General features: G+C 43.7%; 24 protein-coding genes. 14 read left to right on the forward strand and 10 right to left on the reverse strand.

All coding sequences use genetic code 11. The annotated features are described in order from the left end of the window. Nucleotides 1–132: 132 nt before the first annotated feature. The 3 genes from BBH88_RS02760 to BBH88_RS02770 form a co-directional block, all read right to left on the reverse strand. Entirely contained in the window at nucleotides 133–834 is a 702-nt protein-coding gene (locus tag BBH88_RS02760; RefSeq protein WP_006830213.1) for an HAD-IIB family hydrolase, read from the reverse strand. Further along, entirely contained in the window at nucleotides 797–2059 is a 1263-nt protein-coding gene (locus BBH88_RS02765) for a glycosyltransferase (protein ID WP_006830212.1), read from the reverse strand. The genes BBH88_RS02760 and BBH88_RS02765 overlap by 38 nt, the downstream gene beginning before the upstream one ends. 172 nt (nucleotides 2060–2231) lie before the next feature. Continuing rightward, complete coding sequence (locus BBH88_RS02770; RefSeq protein WP_065536190.1) at nucleotides 2232–3077, reverse strand: MBL fold metallo-hydrolase; 846 nt, start codon at nucleotides 3075–3077, stop codon at nucleotides 2232–2234. Nucleotides 3078–3243: 166 nt separating this feature from the next. On the opposite strand from BBH88_RS02770, the gene BBH88_RS02775 reads away from it, so the two are divergent. Continuing rightward, nucleotides 3244–4359, forward strand: coding sequence for an NAD(P)/FAD-dependent oxidoreductase (locus tag BBH88_RS02775; RefSeq protein ID WP_006830209.1), 1116 nt, complete (start codon nucleotides 3244–3246; stop codon nucleotides 4357–4359). 16 nt (nucleotides 4360–4375) lie between these two features. Next, a complete protein-coding gene (locus BBH88_RS02780) occupies nucleotides 4376–5926 on the forward strand; it encodes a GNAT family N-acetyltransferase (protein WP_065536189.1) in 1551 nt (516 codons plus the stop codon). Between the two features lie 24 nt (nucleotides 5927–5950). Here BBH88_RS02780 and BBH88_RS02785 read toward each other — a convergent pair whose 3' ends face one another. Beyond that, nucleotides 5951–6193: a hypothetical protein gene (locus BBH88_RS02785; protein WP_065536188.1), complete on the reverse strand. Its 243-nt coding sequence runs from the start codon at nucleotides 6191–6193 to the stop codon at nucleotides 5951–5953. Nucleotides 6194–6532: 339 nt separating this feature from the next. On the opposite strand from BBH88_RS02785, the gene BBH88_RS19975 reads away from it, so the two are divergent. Further along, entirely contained in the window at nucleotides 6533–6853 is a 321-nt protein-coding gene (locus BBH88_RS19975; RefSeq protein ID WP_407946492.1) for a DUF5658 family protein, read from the forward strand. Between the two features lie 67 nt (nucleotides 6854–6920). On the opposite strand, the gene BBH88_RS02790 is transcribed toward BBH88_RS19975, so the two are convergent. The 4 genes from BBH88_RS02790 to BBH88_RS02805 all read right to left on the reverse strand — a co-directional run bounded on the left by BBH88_RS02790 (nucleotide 6921) and on the right by BBH88_RS02805 (nucleotide 11249). After that, a complete protein-coding gene (locus tag BBH88_RS02790; protein WP_006830206.1) occupies nucleotides 6921–8102 on the reverse strand; it encodes an MFS transporter in 1182 nt (393 codons plus the stop codon). A gap of 115 nt (nucleotides 8103–8217) precedes the next feature. After that, nucleotides 8218–10605, reverse strand: a complete 2388-nt coding sequence (locus tag BBH88_RS02795) for a heavy metal translocating P-type ATPase (RefSeq protein WP_065536187.1) — start codon at nucleotides 10603–10605, stop codon at nucleotides 8218–8220. Between the two features lie 83 nt (nucleotides 10606–10688). Continuing rightward, complete coding sequence (copZ, locus tag BBH88_RS02800) at nucleotides 10689–10910, reverse strand: copper chaperone CopZ (RefSeq protein WP_006830204.1); 222 nt, start codon at nucleotides 10908–10910, stop codon at nucleotides 10689–10691. A gap of 15 nt (nucleotides 10911–10925) precedes the next feature. Further along, a complete protein-coding gene (locus BBH88_RS02805) occupies nucleotides 10926–11249 on the reverse strand; it encodes a metal-sensitive transcriptional regulator (RefSeq protein WP_006830203.1) in 324 nt (107 codons plus the stop codon). A gap of 233 nt (nucleotides 11250–11482) precedes the next feature. On the opposite strand from BBH88_RS02805, the gene BBH88_RS19350 reads away from it, so the two are divergent. After that, entirely contained in the window at nucleotides 11483–11623 is a 141-nt protein-coding gene (locus BBH88_RS19350) for an Lmo0850 family protein (protein WP_006830202.1), read from the forward strand. 27 nt (nucleotides 11624–11650) lie between these two features. Here the strand turns inward: BBH88_RS19350 and BBH88_RS02810 are convergent, their stop codons facing one another. Then, entirely contained in the window at nucleotides 11651–12832 is a 1182-nt protein-coding gene (locus BBH88_RS02810) for an FtsW/RodA/SpoVE family cell cycle protein (protein ID WP_006830201.1), read from the reverse strand. 164 nt (nucleotides 12833–12996) lie between these two features. Between BBH88_RS02810 and BBH88_RS02815 the strand changes: the two genes are divergently transcribed. The 9 genes from BBH88_RS02815 (at nucleotide 12997) to BBH88_RS02855 (ending at nucleotide 21810) form a co-directional block, all read left to right on the forward strand. Beyond that, nucleotides 12997–13767 (forward strand): hypothetical protein, encoded by a 771-nt coding sequence (locus BBH88_RS02815; protein WP_006830200.1) that lies wholly within the window; start codon nucleotides 12997–12999, stop codon nucleotides 13765–13767. Between the two features lie 89 nt (nucleotides 13768–13856). After that, nucleotides 13857–14204: a DMT family transporter gene (locus tag BBH88_RS02820; protein ID WP_065536186.1), complete on the forward strand. Its 348-nt coding sequence runs from the start codon at nucleotides 13857–13859 to the stop codon at nucleotides 14202–14204. Next, nucleotides 14204–14521, forward strand: coding sequence for a DMT family transporter (locus tag BBH88_RS02825; RefSeq protein ID WP_040852450.1), 318 nt, complete (start codon nucleotides 14204–14206; stop codon nucleotides 14519–14521). The genes BBH88_RS02820 and BBH88_RS02825 overlap by 1 nt, the downstream gene beginning before the upstream one ends. Nucleotides 14522–14594: 73 nt before the next feature. Continuing rightward, nucleotides 14595–15665 carry a D-alanine--D-alanine ligase gene (locus BBH88_RS02830; protein WP_065536185.1) on the forward strand — a complete coding sequence of 357 codons (1071 nt, stop codon included), beginning with the start codon at nucleotides 14595–14597 and terminating at the stop codon, nucleotides 15663–15665. Between the two features lie 13 nt (nucleotides 15666–15678). After that, nucleotides 15679–17037, forward strand: a complete 1359-nt coding sequence (locus tag BBH88_RS02835; RefSeq protein WP_006830196.1) for a UDP-N-acetylmuramoyl-tripeptide--D-alanyl-D-alanine ligase — start codon at nucleotides 15679–15681, stop codon at nucleotides 17035–17037. A 90-nt stretch (nucleotides 17038–17127) separates the two neighbouring features. Further along, on the forward strand, nucleotides 17128–17826 hold the full coding sequence (locus BBH88_RS02840; RefSeq protein ID WP_006830195.1) for an alpha/beta hydrolase: 699 nt from the start codon (nucleotides 17128–17130) through the stop codon (nucleotides 17824–17826). 334 nt (nucleotides 17827–18160) lie between these two features. Next, nucleotides 18161–19684 carry a degradosome RNA helicase CshA gene (locus BBH88_RS02845; protein WP_006830194.1) on the forward strand — a complete coding sequence of 508 codons (1524 nt, stop codon included), beginning with the start codon at nucleotides 18161–18163 and terminating at the stop codon, nucleotides 19682–19684. A 145-nt stretch (nucleotides 19685–19829) separates the two neighbouring features. Continuing rightward, nucleotides 19830–20309 carry a PH domain-containing protein gene (locus BBH88_RS02850; RefSeq protein WP_065536184.1) on the forward strand — a complete coding sequence of 160 codons (480 nt, stop codon included), beginning with the start codon at nucleotides 19830–19832 and terminating at the stop codon, nucleotides 20307–20309. Then, nucleotides 20302–21810 (forward strand): PH domain-containing protein, encoded by a 1509-nt coding sequence (locus BBH88_RS02855; RefSeq protein WP_065537324.1) that lies wholly within the window; start codon nucleotides 20302–20304, stop codon nucleotides 21808–21810. The genes BBH88_RS02850 and BBH88_RS02855 overlap by 8 nt, the downstream gene beginning before the upstream one ends. A 54-nt stretch (nucleotides 21811–21864) precedes the next feature. On the opposite strand, the gene BBH88_RS02860 is transcribed toward BBH88_RS02855, so the two are convergent. Then, entirely contained in the window at nucleotides 21865–22473 is a 609-nt protein-coding gene (locus BBH88_RS02860) for a rhomboid family intramembrane serine protease (protein ID WP_006830191.1), read from the reverse strand. 68 nt (nucleotides 22474–22541) lie between these two features. Between BBH88_RS02860 and acpS the strand changes: the two genes are divergently transcribed. Then, the gene (gene acpS / locus BBH88_RS02865) at nucleotides 22542–22895 is read left to right on the forward strand and encodes a holo-ACP synthase (RefSeq protein ID WP_006830190.1); all 354 of its coding nucleotides are present in this window, start codon (nucleotides 22542–22544) and stop codon (nucleotides 22893–22895) included. Nucleotides 22896–22910 lie beyond the last annotated feature (15 nt).

Consider the following 22910-nt stretch of genomic DNA (forward strand, 5'->3'; position numbering starts at 1 on the left):
TCTCATTCTAAAATGGCTTCTTACTAAATATAAACTATATAGGACAAAAAACAAACGATTACCATGCAAGCTTGTTCTTTGAGGAAAAAATAATCCCCATGAACAAATTTTTCATGCTCAAAGGGGAAGAGTTTAATCCGTATAGAAATGGCTCCATGCTTCATGGATACCGCCGGCATATTTTTTTTGGGCCCGATAAATGGACGGATGTTCAGCCTGTTCAAGCAGTTCAGGCTGCGCATTTCCAACAATGACAGAAGGGAAGCCCATAGTGAGCATCTCTACATCATTTCCGGAATCGCCGGCAACCAGCAACTTTGCTTCCGATAGGTTGTACTTATCTAAGATATATTGAAGAGCTTGTCCTTTGCCGCTTCCAATCGGGAGAATATCAACATCACGTCCACCGCTGTAAATCAACTTGTGTGGAATGCCCGCTTTATCCAGCTCTGCACGAAACACTTCTACAATAGCAGAATCAGAGGCGAAATAGGAACAACGATTAGCAATCGGCAGATTCTGAGAAACCAATCCTGAAATCTGGCTAGCAACAGAGTCTATCTTGTCAGGCATCCAAGCTTGTTCTAGTTGTTCAGTCCATGCCATTTCTTGTTGCAAAGAATCGCCGGTGTAAATGCCGGTTCCCACGTCTGTGATTAGCACTTGGGGAACCGGCAGATTTTCTTTTGCTATAAGTGATAAAGCAGATTGATAATGACGGCCGGTAATATAGATTAGCGACACCTTGTAAGTTCGGGTGCCATAGAAATCCAACAGCGCCATTAAACTAAACTTATCACCGACTAGTGTCCCGTCTAAATCTGTTGCTAACAAATGCGTTGCTCCGTGCACCAATGATCACCTCATACAATGAATTTATTCGAGCGGAAATTGAATCCCAGTCAAAGTCTTTACGAGCAATTTGTACGGCTTGGCGGCTTAATCGTTCAGTTAATAGCGAGTTCGCTGACAACACTTCCATGGCGATTGCCAAGTCGATCTCATTTTTCGTCTCAACGAGTAGCCCCGTAATTCCGTCTTGAACAACATTTTTCAGTCCGCCAACATCTGACGCAATAATTGGACTGCCACAAGCCTGAGCTTCTGCAGCAACCATACCAAATGATTCATAGAAGCTAGGCACAATCGTTGCTGTAGCTGAATTAAATAATAAGGCTAGCTCATCTTGAGACTGCGGCCCCAAAAATTCAACTCGGTTCTCGATCCCTTTGATGGCCTCCAGTAACTTTTCGTCTTTAGGTAATTTGGTTTCCAAATCGATGGATTCCGCATCGCCGCCTGCAATGACTAAATGTGGGGTGTTGGAAGGGCCAGTTTTTTCTGCCAGCAATTGAAAAGCTTTGAGTAAAGTGAAAATACCCTTGGTTACTTCCAATCTTCCAGCAAAAACAAAGAGAGGGTTGCTGTAGCCGAATTTTCTTCGCAAATGTGTTCGGTTGCCACGCACTTTGAATGCCTGGTCTACTCCGATGGGGATAACTTTGATGGGAGAAGGAGAATCAACAAAAGTTTTGATCAATTGCTTTTCATTATTAGTGGTAGCCAATACTTGATCAGCATTTCTCAAAATCGCTCCTTCTGCATTGATTCGACGTTGATCGTGTACTCCTGTCGCTTGTTCTTTTGCCCATGCGAGTGAATGTGCTGTGTGTACGTAGGGCAGTCCAAAGTCTTTTTTTAGTTTTTTGCCGATTAAGCCCGATAGCCAGTAGTGGGTATGGACAATGTCATAGGATTCAAGACTGACTGCGCTTTTTAACTCTTCGTAAAAGGCAGGGAGCATGGAGTACATTTCATCTTTTGAAACAAAACCTCTATGGCCGGCTTCCAGTCTGACTACACGACATGCGGTTCCGAAAGTTTCTATTTGAGGAGCTGAAGAATCGCACCAATGAGTGGCGACATCAACTTGCCAACCTTTATTTTCTAATGCAAGCGCTAATTGTTTTACATAATTATTTTGGCCACCCGCTTGTTTGCCACCGAGTTTCGCTAAAGGATCACCATGATCCGAAATAAATAATGCTTTCTTACTCATCAAAGCTCAACTCCTTTTTGGTCTTGCTTTCATCCCCGTTAGAGCAGAGACTACTTTTCTTATTTACCCATCTCTTTAAAAAACTAAACATTTGTCTTTCTAATTTTTTAAAAATTGCATAAAAAGCAGAAACAGTGGGACTAGTACCCACTGTTTCTGCTGATTGCTGAGCTTATTTTGTATGGACGTATTTGCCATAAGCGGGTACAGCAGTTTGTTGGAAATTCTCAGCGAGATCGACTAATCCTTTTGCGAGAACTGCACCCGCCATTGGTTTGCCATGTCCAGTTGCAGCAATGGAAGGCTGCAAATCTGCCAGCTTGCAGACCGACTCCCAGGCTGCGCGCCAATTGGTCGTCAAATAGACCGGGGGACCGTGAATTTCTTTTTTCTGGCGTAAAACTTTATAAAGCGAGTCCTGTTTCACTGTCACAAAAGCATCTCCTGCGATGAGTACGCGTCCCTGTTCCCGAAACAATGAGATATGGCCTTCTGAGTGGCCAGGCGTATGAATCCATTTCCAGTCCGGCATTTCTGGTACGCTGCTGTCTGATGGCAATTCATGAATATGCGCAGAAATGTCGATAGCTTTGATAGGGAAAATTTTCGATATTTTGGCCACCATGCCGCCTTCGACGGAATGATCGGGCTGCGGATAATCGGTTATGCCTGTCAAATAGGAGAATTCAAGCGGATGCGCATAGACTGGAACTTTATATTGCTCCAAAATATCGATTAGTCCGCCAACATGATCGAAATGGCCATGCGTCAAAATGATGGCCTTTAATTGATGATCGGGTCCAAAACGATTTTCAGCCACTTTCAGTATTTTTTCTGCGGAATGTGGCATGCCTGCATCAATCAACACCCATTCGTTGCTGATGTTGGGATTGCCAATAAGAAAAACATTTGCCACCTGGACCGTATAGCAATAAACATCTGGAGCAATTTCGGTTCCTGAGCCGCTACGAATAGATGTCATGGGCAAAATGCTTTCGGTTGCTGAACTTCTTTCCATAAGAATAATTCCTCCTCTAGTAAACTTCCGCTGACTTCCTATTGTAACTTTACCCCAAAATCTAAATTCGAATCCGCCTAGCTGACAAATTCGTGAGATGGATTTGAGTCTCATAGCTGACTGGATTAGAATAGAGACACAAGACTTTGTGAAACTGGGTGTTTAAATGAAATCATTGATTATTATCGGGTCAGGAATTTTGGGAGCCTCTACGGCGTATCATGCGGCGAAGGCAGGAGCATCGGTGTCATTAATAGACCGGGGAGATAAAGGGCAGGCAACGGGAGCTGCAGCTGGAATCGTTTGCCCATGGATTTCACAACGCAGAAATAAAGCCTGGTACGGTTTGGCGAAAAATGGTGCCAAGTATTATCCGGAATTGATTGGTGAGCTTGAAGCTTTAGGTGAGAAGGATACGGGCTACAAACAAGTTGGCATTGTTAGTATCCACGAAGACAGCAAGCTCGACAAAATGGAGCAAAAGGCTCGCGAACGACGGTTGGATGCACCCGAAATGGGCGACATCAAGAGATTATCGCCAGATGAAACGAGACTGCTTTTTCCATTTGCAACGGAAGAATATGGATCTTTGTGGGTCAGTGGAGCTGCTCGCGTCGATGGCCAAGCCATTCGCGATGCCTTAATTTCTGCGGCCGTCAAACTGGGAGCGAAACGTCTGACAGGTGATGCTGAACTATTGATTGAGAGTTCGTGTGTTGTTGGAGTTAACATGAACGGCCAGCATTTATTGGCCGACCGAGTCGTCTCGACAGGAGGTGCTTGGGCAGCGGAGCTGTTCAAGCCATTGGGATTGGATTTAGACATTGTGCCGCAAAAAGCTCAAATCCTTCAGTTGCAAGCAGATGACCCGACTACAGGCGATTGGCCAGTTGCCATGGTTCCTTACGGTCAATACATTGTGCCTTTTGCGAGCGGCAGAATTGTTGCTGGAGCTACCCATGAAAATGGTGTAGGCTTTGATGACAAATTAACGGCGGGCGGTATTCACCACATTCTGGATAAAACATTACAAGCAGCGCCTGGACTTGGCCAAACGGAAATGGCCGGCGCTGCCACTGGATTTCGTCCTGCTACCACAAGTGCGTTGCCGTTTATCGGTCAAGTTCCTGGCTACCCAAGCTTTTTTGCAGCGAATGGACTTGGCGCTTCGGGTCTGACTGCTGGCCCATATCTCGGTGGCCAACTTGCGAAGTTGGCACTCGGGGAAACCGTTGATATCGATTTGAGTCTTTATCAAGTAGAAGATGCGTTCAGGAGCTAAAAGGAGGCGGAAGATTATGTATTGGTGCAAAGTCGCTCGAACCGAGTCGGAATTTGATGGAATCGCACGTTTAAACTATGAGACCTTTGTAGAGGAGATTCCTCAACATGAAGCAAATGGTAGTGGAATGCGTACCGATCTATATCATGCGCAAAACACTTATTTGATTGTGCTATCTGGAATAGAAGTGGTCGGAATGATTGCTTTACGCTCTGAACGCCCTTTTTCTTTGGACCTCAAGATCGGATCAATTGAAGAGTTTCTACCAGATGCCGGCAAGGTTTGTGAAATCCGTTTGCTCGCTGTACGCAAAGAACATCGCAATGGACGTGTTTTTTTCCTTTTGGCACGAGCCTTATCTGATTATTGCCTCGAACAAGGGTTTGACTCTGCAGTGATTTCTGGAACAGTCCGTCAGTTGAAACTTTACGGACAACTAGGGTTTCGAGCGTTTGCGGAACCAGTAGGGATAGGAGAAGCTGTTTTTATTCCGATGGTCACGACACGTCGTCAGTACAATGACTCTGTCGCAGCGAGGTTACAAACAAAACGTCGCTTGTTTTTACCTGGTCCCGTCGCGTTAACTGCCCAACTCGCTGCTCCGTTTCAAGAAGCACCTATTTCTCACAGGTCGGCCGCTTTCCGTGAAGTTCGACAAGAAGTAGACCGCATGCTCGAAGAAATGACAGGAATGACCCCTCATTTACTTTCGGGAAGTGGCACGTTAGCAAACGAAGCAATGCTCGCACAAATAAAGGGGCTAAATTCAAAAGGACTGATTTTAGTAAATGGGGAATTCGGCAAACGATTAGTCCAACAAGCGCAGCGATGGAGCTTGGAGTTTGAGCTAGTAGAAGAATCATGGGGACAAGCTTTTCGGACAGAAAAAATAGCGGAACAGCTGGAACAAGGAGGCTTTGGCTGGGTTTTGATGGCGCATGGTGAAACGTCTACAGGTCAATTAAATGACTTTCGTGCATTAGCTGATATTTGCAAAAGACAAGACGTCAAGTTGTGTCTAGATTGCATTAGTAGCTTTGGTGCTGTGCCGTTTTCACTAGAAGATATATGGCTTGCGACAGCAACGAGTGGCAAAGCACTTGGCACATTAAGTGGTGTTGCCATTGTCTTTGCTAGCCATCCCATTGATCCAGACGGCAGTTTGCCAAGTTATTTGGATCTTGGGCTTTACGCGACAGACATTCCGTTTACGTTTTCTGCAAGTTTATTAGAAAGCTTGCGCTGTGCATTAGGAGCTTATCCCGCACGTTACGAAACATTAAACCAGCATGTCAAAAAATTGCAAGAAGATACGAAAGACTGGCCAAACTTGGCCGCTGGCTACCCGACGTCCCGCACGTTTAAAGCAGTAGAAGATATTCAGTTTTTAGTCGAAGATGCTCATCTTTCAGGATTTGAGTTGCATTCTGCCAGTGGTTATTTGAAAACGCGTCAGCTGTTCCAGGTTTCTTGCATTCAACCCGAGTTCGAAAAAGACTGGCAGCATTTTCTCGCGTTTTACGATATCTATCAGCGCTACCATGCAAAAGCAAAAGCCCATCATTAAGACTGATGGGCTTTTGCTATGCGGTTATTTTTTGTACACCTTTAGAACAAATGCTTTATGAGGGAAATTAGGTATAGGTTCAATCAAATCTTTAGCATTAGTCGTGTGTTTTACTGTGAGTTCTTTGTCGCCAAGTTCTTGGTAAATCAGTGCCATGTAAGCATCTTTTTCATAATGCAAAGACAAATCATATGGATGGTGGAGAAATTCCTGAAGTTCATGTTTTTTCAGCCATTCTAAAGCTTCTTTTATATGGCAATTATGCACTTGGGTATTTACTGTTTAGCTTACTTTATGATATTTTCCCTGCACAATACATTGTGGAAGCAAGTAGTATTTGCTTGATTGCATTAACTAGTTAGTTGATGCGCCGATCAGTTATGAAAGAAGCTGCACTGCCACTTCAACAGGCGTAAATGGTGAACTTATATAATTAAACGAGAAGGGATTATCCGGTTGCTTTCTCGTTTTTAATGGAATCCACTTCTTATTACTAGTTGTACAAAAAAATATATGAAAAAATACCTGTTTTTATTGTCTGAAAATTTAGATTTAAGGGTAACCCATTACTAAGGTCATGTATTTCTAGTAAATGGGGTGTGAAGCATGAGGACTGATCAGCAAAGTACACCGTTAAGAAAATATGTCTGGAGCTTAGTTATTTTGAATTTTTTCGATGGTTTATTGACCTATATAGGTCTTTCGTTTGGTGTTATAAATGAAGCCAATCCATTATTAGTATCGTTGTCTCCCTTAGCCCTCCTCGGTATCAAAATCTTGTTGTCCTTCTGTCTCTTCAGCTTTCTCTTTACACCATTCATTGAGATTCAATCCCGCATGTGGCGGTATGCGCTTTTTTTCGTAAACTTGCTTTATTCCGGCATTCTCCTGCTTCATTTATTGTGGCTAATCATTTTGTTTGTGTAGCTAGAAGAAATTCGACCATGAAAAAAGCACCGCTAGAAGCGATGCTCATACTAAGTGAAATTGCCAATTACGCAGAAGCGCTGGCTTTTTTTGTCGTTGCCAAGGATTTGGTAGAAGCCTTAAACAACATGATTAGCAAAATGCTGGCTATCGCTAAAGCAGCTGATAAATAATAAATACTTCCAGCTTGCATCGTTAGAAGCCACGTAAATGCTAAAGGTCCAATGATACGACCGAGGTTATCCATTGAATAAGTCAAACCAGCAGCCGTGCCATATTTGCCGCCTGATTCTTTTGAAGTTAGCGACACCAATGCGGTACGTGAAAGAGCATTACCGGCAGTAAAGATGCTCAGTGCAACACCTGCGAAGATTAGGCTGCTAGTGAAGGGCAGAAGTACTAAACCAAAAGCCGTAACAAATTGAGCACCAATGATCCATTTTGTTTCAGCACCATTTTTTATTCGGCGTACGACGCCGCCTTGAATCGTAGCATCAACTAGTCCGCTAGCGATAAATAAGTAGCCAAGCTGAAGCGGCGTAATGCTAATTTGATCGATTTGAAACAGTTGGAAAGTGGATTCTAATCCTGCCAGTAGAACGGTTACCATAAAGGACATTAAAAACAAGTAACGGATACGGAATTGCCAAAGTGTGCTGGAGCCTTTTGGCAAAATTGCACGCTTTGTTGCTTCGCCTTTACGAACAGGTTCTTTTAAGACGAGGCTTGCATAACCCATCAACAGTAAAACCAGGACTGCAGACACTGTGAACGGCAAAGAAAGCGACACCGCTCCGAGCAAACCTCCGATTGCAGGTCCGAAAATAAATCCAAGACCGATTGACATACCCAGAAAACCCATGTATTTATTGCGATCTTCATTTGTCGTGATGTCTGCTACGTAACCTGTCACAGCAGTATAAAGTGCGCCGGAGAATAAGCCGCCAACAATGCGTGAAAGATACAACAGAACCAGGTTATCGAGAAATAGCGAAAATAAGAAGAAACTCAAACTAAAACCGGCTAGACCCAAAAGAATGAGCTTTTTGCGTCCGGTTCTGTCGGAAAGCTTTCCCCAAAGTGGTGCGGTGAAAAAAGAAGACAAGGCATAGATAGTGATTAGTCCACCGACGTGAATTTCCGAGTAGCCTTGCTGAACGACGACCTCGGGTAAAATGGGTATGATAATGCCGAATCCTAGGTAAACGAAAAATTGAACGGACATCAGCAGTAAAATAGTTTTTTTCATAATAATGAATTCCTGCTTTCTCAAAAGAATATGCCCTTATTTTACCCTTGTTTCATCTTAAGAACAATGACAGCAAAAAAGAGGCCCATTTTTGGACCTCTCAGCAAATGGATCATTATTTGTTTAATTTTACACGTTGGAGACGCAATGCGTTCATGACAACTGATACGGAGCTGAACGCCATAGCTGCACCGGCAAGCCAAGGAGCAAGAAAGCCTGCTGCGGCAATAGGAATGCCGATTGAGTTATAAGCAAGTGCCCAGAATAGGTTCTGCTTGATGTTACGAACAGTCAGCCGGCTCAGTTGGATAGCATCAACAACCCGCATCAAGTCGCCTTGCATTAAGGTGATGTCAGCGGCTTCCATGGCGATGGCCGTTCCAGTGCCCATTGCCATGCCCACATCCGCGCTGGCGAGTGCGGGTGCGTCGTTCAACCCATCTCCTGCCATCGCGACGCGGCGGCCCTGCCCTTGAAGCTTGAGGACAACATCCGCTTTTTCAGCCGGAAGGACGCCTGCAAAAACTTCATCGATTCCAACTTGTTTGGCAATTGCCAATGCTGTCCGTTCCTGGTCTCCTGTTAACATGACGACATGTAATCCCATATTCTTCATTTCTTGAATTGCTTGTTTGGCCGTTTCTTTAATGGTATCGGCAACAGCAACGAGTCCACTGTATTGGCCATCCACTGCGATGAACATGACAGTTTTGCCGTCACGTTCAAAAGCCTCAGCCTGAGCTTCGTCAATTGTGAGCCCCTCCATCAAGCGGCGATTTCCCATGACTACTTTCCGGTCGGCTACTGTAGCCCGGATGCCGTGACCTGGCACCGCTTCAAAAGACCTGACGCTTAGGTTTGATTCGCCAAACTCGGAGATGGCCTGTGCCACTGGGTGCTCAGATTGACTTTCCGCACTGGCTGCTAAATTCTTCAATTCCGATAATTCAAAATGGTCCGCTGGAATAAAGTCCGTTACGACAGGGCGCCCGTTGGTGATGGTGCCTGTTTTATCCAGCACAATAGTGTCGACGTGTTTAGTATTCTCCAAGGATTCTGCTGTTTTGAACAGAACACCTTGCTCGGCAGCCCGCCCGGAGCCAGCCATAATCGATGTCGGTGTAGCCAAGCCGAGTGCACAAGGGCAGGCAATGACCAGAACCGCGATGGTACTTTCAAGTGCAGCCGCAAAGTTACCGGGTGCAACCAGGAAATACCAGACGACAAACGTAACAATGGCAATGCCCACGACAATCGGAACAAAGATGCTGGAGATTTTGTCAGCGAGACGTTGAATCGGCGCTTTGGAGCCTTGCGCCTGTTCGACAACGCGGATGATATTCGATAGAACCGTATCTTTGCCGATTTTATCGGCGCGTACACGGAGCGAGCCGTTAGAATTGACGGTTGCAGCGAATACCGCGTCACCCGTTTCTTTATCGACCGGCAAACTTTCACCAGTCAGCATGGATTCATCAACGGCCGAGTTGCCGGAAAGGACAGCGGCATCGACCGGGATGGATGCTCCTGGTTTAATCAGCAGGATATCTCCGGTGTTAACCTCAGAAATTGGTAGGCTGATGAATTCACCTCGGCGTTCAACCAATGCATGTTGGGGCTGCAGCTTCATCAGCTTTTTGATGGCATCAGAAGAACGGCCTTTAGCTCTTGCTTCAAAAACTTTTCCTAAAATAATCAGTGTGATCAAAACGGCACTGGTTTCAAAATACAGCCCCATATTGTGGTTCATACTCCAATTAGCCAGAACCAGATAAACACTATAGAAATAAGCGGCTGATGTCCCGAGTGCGACCAGAACGTCCATGTTGGCAGATTTGTTTTTCAAAGCGAAATATGCACCTTTATAGAAAGAAGCGCCAATCCAAAATTGGACGGGTGTTGCCAATGCCCATTGGACAAGTGGATTCATCAAGATGTCAGGTACATACATCCAGGACGTAAAGGAAAAGTGGCTGAACATGGTCCACAGCAATGGAAAGGAAAGTGCAGCAGAAATCCAGAACAGGCGTGTTTTCTTTTTAATTTCTTGTTTCTTGTGATCTGTTGCTTCTTCGGTTTCCTGGTTGAGCACAGCATCATAGCCTAATGACTGAATCCGTTTGACAAAATCCTCAGGAGTGACAGTGTTAGGACTATACGATACATGGCCGGTTTCCATTGCCAAATTGATATTGGCCAGTTGAACGCCTTCCATTTTATTCAAAACTTTTTCAATACGTGCCGAACAATTGGCGCAAGTCATGCCCTGTATGGAAAAATCGACTTCTTCCTGCTGGATACCATATCCTAATTGTTCTACTTTTTTTTGTACATCAGTCATGGAAGCCTGCTGGTCATCAAAAATCACGGAAGCTTTCTCAGTGGCGAAATTAACGCTAGCTTCCGAAACGCCTGGCAATTTTTGAAGTCCTTTTTCAACGCGATTGGCGCATGCAGCACAAGTCATGCCGGTAATCGCCAATTCAGTTTGTTTGGTGCTCATAGTAATCCCGCCTTTTTTGAGATTGTATACCTATTAGGGGTATATTATTTTGAAAAAAATAACTGCGTTTCCGCAGCTATTCACTATTCACTTAAAGTGGCAACATCGTATCCTTGATCTTCGATTGCTTCTGCAATTTGACTGACTTCTACTGCCGAAGTATCGTAAGCGATGTCAACAGAACCGTTTTCCAGAGAGACCTCCACTTTGTCGACTCCTGGTAAAGCCATGACGCTGTCTTTTACTGAACTCACGCAATGCTGGCATGTCATGCCGCTAACCTGTAGGTTGATTTGTTCTTTCATGAAAAATTCCTCCTTTTATTTACGCATCATTTTTTGGATGGTGATAAGTAATTCATCTAATACTTCTTCTTCGCCATTTTCCAGGCGATCTTTGACGCAGCCCTTCAAATGGCCTTCTAGCAAAACTTTGGTGACACTGTTTAATGCCGACTGTGTGGCGGCAAGCTGCGTGATGATATCATCGCAATAAACATCTTTTTCCACCATGCCTTTAATACCGCGTATCTGTCCTTCCACCCGGTTCAACCGATTGGACAAATCCCGTTTGACGGAAAGGGGGTGGTGGCTTTTTCGGCAAGAGTTGTCCAGTGCAAAGGTTTCTTCAATCAATTCGCTCATCTGAAGATCCTCCTATCCTTATTTCTGATTGTAGCATACCTCTTAGGGGTATGCAAATCAATCGATTTACACCATATTCATAATTGTCATCAAAATGATAAGTTTAAAATCATGAAATGATGGTATTATAAACATAGACACAGAAAAGTCAACAATTTATAACTTGTCCTCGAAACAAGGCAAGTTCAAATACGTCTCTAATAAGTAACGAAAAATACAAAGAGGTGATATGGATGGCGAAAAACGTAGATGTTCGCACTATTGTTTCAAACTTATCGAAACTTGGAATCCAAGCAAAAATCACAAAATCCCGCGTTGAATTAATTAAAGCGATTGCCTTGCCTCAACCAATTCAAGCGCATTCTCAACAATAAAAACTCCGACGTAGGACGTCGGAGTTTTTATTGTTTGTTTTTATCGAACATATAATTTTTATGATGGAATTTCATGCTGAAGACAATTCCGAGTGCCAGCATGTTGCCGATCAGCGAACTGCCTCCATAGCTGATAAAAGGAAGCGGAATGCCGGTGATGGGTAAAAGTTGAATTGTCATGCCAATATTCTGGAATACGTGAAAGGTAATCATGGCGATAATCCCTGCGCATACATACGTGCTGAATGTGTCCTTGAACTGCAATGTGATTTTCGTCAAGTGATAAATCAACATGAAGAATAAGATGATGACGGCGCTAGCTCCGATAAACCCGAAGTCTTCTGAAATAACCGTGAAGATAAAATCTGTATGGTTTTCCGGTACATAAACTTGTCGTCCCTGGTAACCTTTTCCAAAGACTTCTCCCGATCCGATGGCATTCATTGCGGCAATCAGGTTGTATCCCCCGGATTCTGCATAGGAATAGGGATCGAGCCACGTATAAATACGTTCAAACATATAGGGCTTCAAACCAAAGGCGTTAGACAGGAAGTTCTGCGCATTGATAGTCATCCACAGCAACAAGGCACCAACGACGGCAACTCCGCCAAAGCTCGGCACGATGATTTTCCAGGAAATTCCTGAAACCACTACTATAGCCAAAGTGATAGCGATAAACACGAGAGCAGTCCCAAGATCCGGCTGCAGAAGGATAAAGCCTAGTGGAATGACCAGACAAAGGGCGATTTTTCCCAGTAAATAAAAATCAGATTTAATGGTTTTCAACAGGTTTTGTTCATGATGGGAAGAAATCATTTTTGCGAGTGCTAATATATAGAAGGTTTTCATGAATTCAGCCGGCTGAATATTAACAAACGGCGTATGGAACCAGGCTTTTGCGCCGTTGACCGGTTCAGCAATCTGCCCTACACCGTCTGGCGAAATCATTAACAGGACGAGCAGGAAGACACCGAAACCGTATAAATAATAAGCCATCTTTTTATATTGCTCAGGGTCAAAATACATCAAAACTCCGATCATTGCGATAGAAATGATGTAAAACACAGCTTGCCTTGGAACGAAATTCGTTAAATACTGACCGGAAGTCTGTGCAGAAGAAATAGCCACCAGACTGACGATAAAGAACAGAAATAAGATGAAAGCCAGCGACCAATCGATTCGGTCGGTAAAGCTTTTGTTAGTTTGCATGTAATTTCACCTGTACTTTTTATTATTATGAGTCGAAAACTATTATAACGTATATATCTGTAATATGCGCATGACAAAAGTAATGACGCATTCGGAGCAGGTATGTTTCATATTTAACTCTTTTGGTCGTATAATAGTAAATGGAATGGAATGGAGTGGGGGATATGGTAAAAAAACCGTTGAACACGGATGCGTACATACAGCATTTGTACATTTATCTAAACGAATCTGATCAGTTTGCCTTATTCAGCGGACTTACCTTTGCCCATTTTTTGGATGCCATGAAATTGCCTAAAAACCTGCTGCTGTTAAAACACCCATATGAAGATGCGTCTTTTAACATGCACACTCACATGGAATTCGCTACACAGGAAGAGTTTGGACAGTTGCGGAAAGCGCGGGCAAACAAAAAAAGCGAATTTTGCTGGATTGATTTTAAAAGTGAAAAGCAGTTAAATTCTCTGACACCTCAGGAGCAAGCTGAACTATTGTATATTGGACACAAAAAAGAGCCGGTTAAGACACCGTTCTATTCAACTCTTCAAAATGAATTTGTGTATTTATCCAGCGAAGAAGAAGAAACCACAAAAATTTACTTCCGCAGATTAGAACGCCTGAATGAGCTTGTTGGAAATTACTTTACGTATTTAATTCGCCGGGAAGAGAATGGACAGAATTTCTGGCGCCGAAAAGCCAAGGATCTGATTCCGGAATTGCCAGCTGAAATTCTGCAATCCTTAAAAAAGAATTACCGTGAAGGCGTGCTCATCTCATTGGCAGACCCCGAAAAAACTAAAAACACCATCGAATTGCATATTCGCCCAGTAGAGGAAATTTCCTTTCTGGACGAGTTCTGGTCCGATATTGAAGAATACACAAAACAGGGGATTTCACGCAAGATCATCTATGACAGAAAACAAAAAATATGGAAATGATACCTGGAAACAGGTATCATTTTTTTCGGGCTCACTTTCAGTTGCGGTAAGACAGTGAAGCATGTCTGAAAATGAAAGAAGGAAATTATGTGGCTTGGATTTATCTTTTGATTGCGGGGGTTACGGAAATTGTCTGGGCGATTGGCTTGAAGCTTGCTGATGGCTTTACAAATTTAGTTCCTTCTCTCATAACATTAATTTTTATCGTTATCAGCTTTTGGCTGTTTGCCATCGCGATGAAGACAATCCCGATCGGTACAGCCTATGCAGTTTTTACCGGCATCGGTGCTGTAGGAACGGCCATTCTGGGAGTTTTGGTATTTAACGAAAATGCCAGTTTGGAAAAACTATTCTTTTTAAGTTTGCTGCTGTTCGGCATTATCGGGCTAAAAGTGCTGGACGGAAAAGAAACGACTAGCAAGAGGGTGGAGTCATGATAGATTGGCTGATTTTGATTGTCGCTGGATTATTTGAAGTGGTTTTTGTTACGACAATGAAACTATCGAATGGTTTTAAAGTGAAACGATATACAGCTTTGACCATTGTGTCCGGTGCGCTCAGCTTTTATCTATTGTCATTAGCTTTAACGACTATTGAGCTGGGGACAGGGTATGCAGTGTGGACCGGAATCGGCGCGGCTGGCAGTGTTTTGGTTGGCATGTTGTTTTTCAATGAAAGCCGGCAGCCGGCGAAGTTATTCTTTCTGTCTTGCATCATTGCCGGAGTAGTCGGCCTGAAAATTTTTGGCGGCTGACAGGAAAAAAATATTCGTCACTGAAGGTTCATGATAAACTAAGCAATATGGAAAACGAAATGAGGTTTCTTGGATGAAAAAACGAATTGGTTTATTATATGGAGGGAAATCGGCAGAGCATGAAGTTTCGCTGTCGACAGCTTTGGCAGTTACAAAAGCAATTGATTTTGATGCATATGAAGTTTATCCAATCTATATCACACAAGATGGCGAGTGGAAAAAAGGCAATCGCCTTGAAGAAATCGCAAAAACGATTGAACAGCTTCAATTGTCTGGAGAATCTTCAAAACCGAATGATATTTCTGGTTTCCTCCCGTCACAAAGCAGCGAGATGCTAGATGTCATCATTCCTTTACTGCACGGACCAAATGGAGAAGATGGAACGGTCCAAGGTCTTCTAGAAGTCATGAATATTCCATATGTCGGAAATGGTGTATTAGCATCTTCAGCAGGAATGGACAAAGTGGTGATGAAGCAATTGTTCGAACAGGCAGGTTTAAAACAAACGCCATATGTGTATTTTATAAGAAGAGAGTGGGACAAAAATCAGGACTTCTGGTTGGATAAGATAGAAACCGAGCTCGCTTGGCCGGTTTTCGTAAAGCCTGCTAATTTAGGCTCAAGTGTCGGCATCAGCAAAGTGGATAATCGCGAAGAATTGGTTGCTGCTATAAAAGAAGCCTTGAAATTCGACCGCAAAATCGTCGTTGAACAGGGAGTAGTCGCCCGTGAAATCGAAGTGGGTGTTCTTGGGAATGACGAGCCTGCCTGTTCAGTCGCAGGAGAAATCAAACCTTTAAAAGCGTTTTATGATTATCAAGCAAAATATAAGGATGGCAATACAGCGATGATTATCCCTGCTGAATTGGCTGAATCAGTTTATGAAAAACTTGAAGTAGACGCCAAAAAAGCCTTTAAAATCCTGGATTGCTCTGGGCTTGTGCGTGCAGACTTTTTTGTCACTGAGGCCAATGACATCCTGATTAATGAAGTCAATACCTTGCCGGGCTTCACGCCATATAGTATGTTCCCACTGCTTTGGGAGCATACAGGGCTGCCGTATCCGGAACTAATCGAACGTCTTATCGCTTTAGCGATTGAACGGCACGAAGAAAAACAATTACTTCAAGTTAAAATAGATTGAGTGGAGAAGCCAAATGAAAAAAAAGATTGAGCAAGTAGCCAAGTGGCTGAATATCAAAACTAACTTAAAAGGCTTTGACATTACGGGGGTCTCGATCAACACGAGAACGCTTGAGCCAGGCGATTTGTTCATTCCTTTCCGTGGCGAAAAAGTGAATGGGCACAAGTATGTCCGTTCAGCCATCGAATTAGGCGCAACTGCTTCTTTATGGCAGCGCGACGAGCCGGGTGCTCCAGAAGATTTGCCTCTGCTGTTCGTGGATGACTGCGAAGTGGCATTGCAGGAGATGGCCCGCGCTTACCGCGATGAACTGTCGGCAATTGTCATTGGAATCACAGGTTCCAACGGCAAAACTTCGACGAAAGATTTGGTGGCAAGCGTTTTGAAGCCTTATTTCAAAGTGCAAAAAACACCGGGTAATTTCAATAATGAGTTGGGACTGCCTTTGACGATCTTGTCTTTAGATGAGGATACCAAAGTCGCTGTCCTCGAAATGGGCATGAGTGGCAAAGGGCAGATTGAATTTCTTTCTGAACTGGCGCGCCCTGATTACGCCATCATCACTAATATTGGAGAAGCGCATCTGCAGGATCTTGGATCGCGTAAGGCGATCGCAGAAGCAAAATTTGAAATCACCGCTGGCCTGCAGCCGCATGGCAAACTTTTCTATGACGGGGATGAGCCGCTATTGCAGCCATTCATGGAAAACTTTCCACAAGGTGTCTCTTTTGGGTTCGACGACAATAACGAATTGACGGTCACAGACATCAAAGCCACTGAAAATGGCAGCAGCTTCATGGTCAGCGGAATTATTGACGCTGCGTTCACAATTCCAGTATTGGGTGAGCATCAGGTGAAAAACACCTTAGCAGCCATTTTGATCGCTCTTGAATCAGGCTTGTCTGAGGAGCAAATCCGGAAATCCCTAAAAGATGCCGCATTGACCGATATGCGCATGCAGATGATTCAAGCAGATAACGGGGCCATTTTCATCAACGATGCGTATAACGCTGCTCCTTCATCAATGAATGCGGCTTTGAATTTTATTCGCGAAACAACGATGAAGGAAAAGAAGTGGGTTGTTCTTGGTGATATGTTAGAACTTGGAGACGATGAGCAATCGTATCATGAAGCACTGAGCAAATACATTTCCGAAAATCTGATGGGTGTTTGTCTTTACGGTCCACGTATGAAATGGCTGTACGACAAGTTGCAAACCAGCTACAATGGCAAGTTGTTGTGGAGCGAAACGGATTATGAACCGATTATCACTGTATTGAAAAAATACACAAATGAAAACTCGGTGATTTTGGTGAAAGGCTCCCGGGGCATGGCTCTGGAAAACATTATTGAACCCTTTGCTAAATCCTGAAATCTGGATAATAAGAAAAGCGCAAGCGACTGATACAGCCTATGACTCGAAGCAGTGTAGGCTTTCAAGCGTTGAAAAGAGGAGAAGGATTTGAAAACTGGCGTCCTTTGTATACATGGCTTTACAGGAGGCCCTTTTGAAGTCGAACCATTTGCTGATTTTCTAATCGAGCAGACCGACTGGATTGTGGAAATACCGACACTCCCCGGACACGGTGAAAAATTGGCTTTAAAGAGCATTTCAGCTGAAAGCTGGATGATGGAAGCGGAACTGGCACTGAAAAAATTGAAGAAATCAGCGGATCGCATCATCATTGTTGGTTTTTCGATGGGCGGCTTGATCGCGATGTACTTGGCGATGCGCTACAAGGTCGATCGCTTGGTTTTGTTGAGCGCCGCTGCTAAATACATCAGTCCTGCACAGATTTTTGAGGAAGTGCAGGAGGCAATGCGGGATGTGTTATCTGGAAAAATGGCGGAAAATGCATCTTTTCATCTTTACGAATACAAACTGATGAATACGCCTGTCAGTTCAGCCGTTGAATTTCTGCGAATCGTAAAAATGGTGGAACCTTATTATGACAAGATTAAAGTCCCGGTTTGCATTGTTCAAGGCGGCAAGGACAGTGTGGTCCCGGCTTCTGCAGCGGACTTCATCTATGACCACGTTGGTTCAGATGAAAAGTATAAAATTTATTCAGAAACCGGCAAGCATTTAATCTGTTACAGCGACGATTGCGACAGTTGGTTTAACGAAGTTTTTGAATTTATGAATAAAGTCGCAGAGTAAACTGATTATTGGAACCTTTGCGTATTGATTGCAAATGGAAAAAATACATGTTATTCTTTTGAAAGCAATGGATACATTTTTGAGAAACTCTTCCCCGTGAAGAGTATTTTTTTGAGCAAAACGGTTTGTTCTATAGATAGGGCATCAAACACCCGTCGATCAGACCGCTCGGCAAAGCCCGAGCTTTTCCTGTTCACACATCCCCTCTGACTTAAAACTACAGAGTATGATTTTCGACGTGAAACTTCCTCATAAAGGCTCGCCCTTGTCACGAATTCATCTAAAATGTACACCATTTGTAAATCAGATGAAGACAAAAGGAGATTGAAAAAATTTGGTAAAATTTTCAGAGTTAAATATTAGCGAAACAACTTTAAAGTCCGTAAAACGCATGGGGTTTGAAGAAGCAACACCAATTCAAGAGGGAACAATCCGTCTTGGAATGGAAGGTAAGGACATTATTGGACAAGCGCAAACAGGTACTGGTAAAACAACTGCTTTCGGGATTCCTTTAATTGAAAAAATCGACACTAAAGACGGTAATGTTCAAGGATTGATCATCGCACCAACACGCGAATTGGCAATCCAGGTTTCTGAAGAACTTTACAGATTGGGACAAGATAAAAACGTACGTATTCTTTCAGTATACGGCGGCCAAGAAATTAGCCGACAAATCCGTGCACTTAAAAACCGTCCGCAAATTATCGTTGGTACTCCAGGACGTCTATTAGACCATATCAACCGTCGCACGCTTAAATTGGATAATGTAAACACATTAATCCTCGATGAAGCAGACGAAATGTTGAACATGGGCTTTATCGAAGACATTCAAACAATTATGGCAAGTGTTCCTGATACTCGTCAGACATTGTTATTCTCAGCAACTATGCCGGATGCAATCCGTCGCATTGCAGAGAAATTCATGAAAACTCCTGAAATCGTTAAAATCAAATCAAAAGAAATGACTGTTGAAAACATTGAGCAGTTCTACGTGAAGTCTGTAGAGCGCGAGAAATTTGATTTCCTTTCACGTCTTTTGAATGTTCAACAGCCGGAGCTTGCGATCGTTTTCGGACGTACAAAACGCCGTGTTGACGAATTAGCGAAAGCTTTGAATATCCGTGGCTATCTTGCTGAAGGAATTCACGGCGACTTGAGCCAAGCAAAACGTATGTCAGTTTTGAAGCAATTTAAAGCAGGCAAAATCGATATCTTGGTAGCAACAGATGTAGCAGCTCGTGGACTTGATATCTCAGGCGTATCACACGTATACAACTTTGATATTCCACAAGATCCGGAAAGCTATGTTCACCGTATCGGCCGTACGGGTCGTGCAGGTAAAAAAGGAGTCGCAGTCACGTTTGTAACACCACGTGAAATGGGCTACTTGGGCATTGTTGAACGCACTACGAAGAAAAAAATGGAAGCACTAGTTCCTCCAACTGCTAACGAAGCTGTACTTGGCCAAAAACGCGTTGCGATGGAGCAATTGTTTGAAATGACAGAGAAAAACAATCTTGGCGATTACCGCGAATTCGCGACGCAAATGCTTGAAAAGCATGATGCGGTTGACTTGATTGCAGCAGCTCTTAAAACAATGACTAAAGAACCGGAAGATGTTCCAGTCTCTATTTCCGAAGAACGTCCTTTGCCATCACGCGGAGGCGGCGGATATAAAGGTAAAGGCGGAAGCGGACGCAGTGGCGGAGGCGGGGGCTATAAAGGCAATCGCTCTTCAAGCTCATCTCGTCCATCTTCAAGCCGCGGAGCTAGCTCAGGCGCAAGCCGCCGTCGTGAAGGCGGAAGCGGAACTGGTGGCGGACGTCCAGGACGTACGACTCGCCGTAGCGAATCTTAATACCGATTAACTCGAAGGACGTATACAAAACAGGAAACTGTTTTGTATACGTCCTTTTTTGCTGTCCGAATATCAGTTACAATGAAATGAAACGTTGTTGTGAATAAATCGTATAATAAATAGGCGCGCGATTGGAGAGAAGAAAATGGACAACCAACCAAAAAATCAAATTTCACGAAAAGGCTTAACGGTGTGGCGTGTATACGGCAGCATGGAAACTGCAGTTATTGCGCTGGTTGCTATTGGAGCAGGTGTTCTAACGTATATCTTTGATTGGCCACAATGGCTGTATGCTGTTTACGGAGCAGTCACTTTGCTGTTTGGTTTCCTGCTGATTTACTGGTTCCCGAAAATCCGCTGGCAACGCTGGCGTTACGAGGTGCGTGAGCAGGAAATTGAATTGCAGCATGGCTTATTTATCGTTACCCGGACATTGGTGCCGATGGTGCGGGTACAGCATGTGGATACCGAACAGGGACCGATTTTGCGGAAATACGACTTAGCAGAAATTTCGATTTCGACAGCTGCAACCACTCATACGATTCCAGCATTAGTAACCGCAGAAGCAGATGAGCTGAGAGCAAGGATTTCAGTGTTGGCAAGGGTGGCGGAAGATGATGTATGAAGAACGTTATAAATTGCATCCCATTTCGGCATTTTTAAATTTCATTAAGGGTTTAAAGGAACTGATTCTACCGTTCATTATCATTTTTGGGGTCAATATATTCAGAGACGGTGGCGTCGGTTCGATGTTCAATCAAGGGTGGCAGGGGTTAATTCCTATCATGGTGGGCAGTGTCATTCTTGTTTTTTTACTAATTGCTGGAATCATTAAGTGGAAACGCTTTGTTTATTGGTTCGAAGACGGGGAATTGCGTATTGAATATGGGCTTTTTGTAAAGAAAAAGAGGTATATTCCTTTTGACCGCATCCAAAGCTTAAATTACACAGAAGGCATTTTCCATCGGCCGCTTGGCTTGGTGAAGGTGAAGGTGGAAACAGGGGGTTCCGGCAAAGTGGGGGAGGCGGAAGCTGAACTAACAGCAATATCAAGGGAAGACGCGGATCGTATCGAAAATGAAATGGAAAACGCTAAATATCATCTGAAAGAAGCTACTGCAGCGATGGGACCAGTAGAATATGTAGAAACGCCGGCTAAAAAAGAGGTGAAAGTACTTTATCGCATGTCCATCAAGGAATTATTGATTCTCGCAACGACCTCCGGAGGAATCGGCGTGGTGATTTCGGCAGTTGCGCTTTTCCTATCACAGTTTTCTGAACTGATTCCGTACAATGCCATTTACGAGGAAGTCATGCTGTTTCTGCGTTTTGGGGCATTGATTGTGGTGTTGACAATCTTTTTAGTGCTGTTGGTTGCATGGGTCATTTCGGTTATTATGACCGTCGTGGCGAATTACCAATTCACCATTCAACGTGACGAGGATCATATCTATATCACTAGAGGATTGTTGGAAAAGAAAAAAGTTTCAGTACCATTGAAACGCGTCCAAGGAATCAAAGTGAGTCAAAATCCGCTGCGTGAATTTTTTGGATACGCAACGGTCCTGGTTGAAAGTGCGGGAGGATCGATCGGCGATAAAGATGAAAAAATCCGCTTGTTTCCGTTGGTGAAAAAAGACCGAATGATCCCCATTCTGGTTGAATTGTTTCCGGAGCTGGAATGGACACCGGAATTGGTGAAGGCGCCGAAACGCAGCGTCCACTTTTTCTATCGTCTGGATCTGCTTTGGCTGTCGCCTTTTTTGGCCGCAGCAGGTTACTTTTTCTATCCGTACGGCTTGCTGGGACTAATCCTTGTGCCAATTGTTGTAGCCATTGGAGTTTGGCAACATCGGACTGTAGGCTATGCACTGGATGAAAAACAACTGACAATGCAATTCAGAGGACTTAGCAAGCACCGCTTTTTCATGTTGAAGAAGCGGGTACAGGTTGTTCAAGTAACACAAAGTTATTTTCAGCGACGCAAAGGGATTGCTTCCATCAATTCGACCATCAAATCGGGAATGATGGGAGCTACCGCAACCACTCAACATATGGAAAAAGAAGACGCCAGCCGAATTTTGGCCTGGTATGAACCGTCTGGAACGAAAGAAATAAAAAGCTGATAAATGATATTTTCTCAAAAAAAAGACAGCCGGAATTTTTAATTCCGGCTGTTCTTATTTTTTAGCCCGCCAGCTGACGATCCGTTTTGGATGGAAATAACTGAGTCCAATTAGAAACCCGGTAATCATTCCAGCGATATGAGCTGTAACATTGACGTTCGGCGTCAGGAAAGTCATGACTATACTAATGACGATAATTGGGAGTATAATTTGTTTGAGTTGAGGCAAAGCGCGCCCCCCGTAATACACCAATGCTCCAAATGCGCCAAAGACTCCAAAAATCGCACCACTAGCTCCAACATGGGCATAATCGAGCGGCTGTAAAAAGTAAGTAGCCGCTGAAGCGAACAATCCTGCCGACAGGTAAATTGTGGTAAAGCGGACTTTGCCTGTTAAACGCTCTAATTCAGGTCCGAATAGGAACAATGAAAACATATTAAACAGCAAATGCATCAATCCGCCATGCAAAAAAATCGGCGTAAAGAAGCGCCACCATTGGCCTTCTGCAATGTAAAAGTTGGAGCCGACACCATAAAAGTAAAGCCAATCACCAAGCAAAGGCAGCCATGTCAGTGCATAGACCAACAGATTAAGAGCGATCAAAGTGGAAACGACCGGATACATACGCAGGTATTGCTTAAAGCTTTCTGTTCGAATAAACATTTTGTCACCTCTATTTCATATCTTTAATTATACCTGTTACCTGTTTGCGATTGAAAGGAGAAACATTTATGATTACAGGAATCGGGTTGGATGTCGTTGAATTGTCACGAATCCGACGGTTGGATGCCAAATCACCGAAATTTCGTGAGCGTATTTTAACTGAATACGAACAACTTGAATACGATCAATTAACAGTGGCGCGAAAAGTAGAATTTTTAGCAGGGCGCTTTGCAGCAAAAGAAGCTTTTTCTAAAGCTAAAGGCACCGGAATCGGCAGTTCCTGTTCTTTCCAAGATATCGAAGTCAGAAAAGATGCCAAGGGCAAGCCATCTGTTTATTTCCGGGACATAGAAACGGGTCTCGTCTCCATTACGCATTCAAAAGAATTTGCAGCAGCGCAAGTTCTGATACAAACAAATTAATTGGGCGGTGTTACG

Source organism: Planococcus antarcticus DSM 14505 (assembly GCF_001687565.2).
In the GTDB taxonomy this organism is placed as follows: Bacteria; Bacillota; Bacilli; order Bacillales_A; family Planococcaceae; genus Planococcus; species Planococcus antarcticus.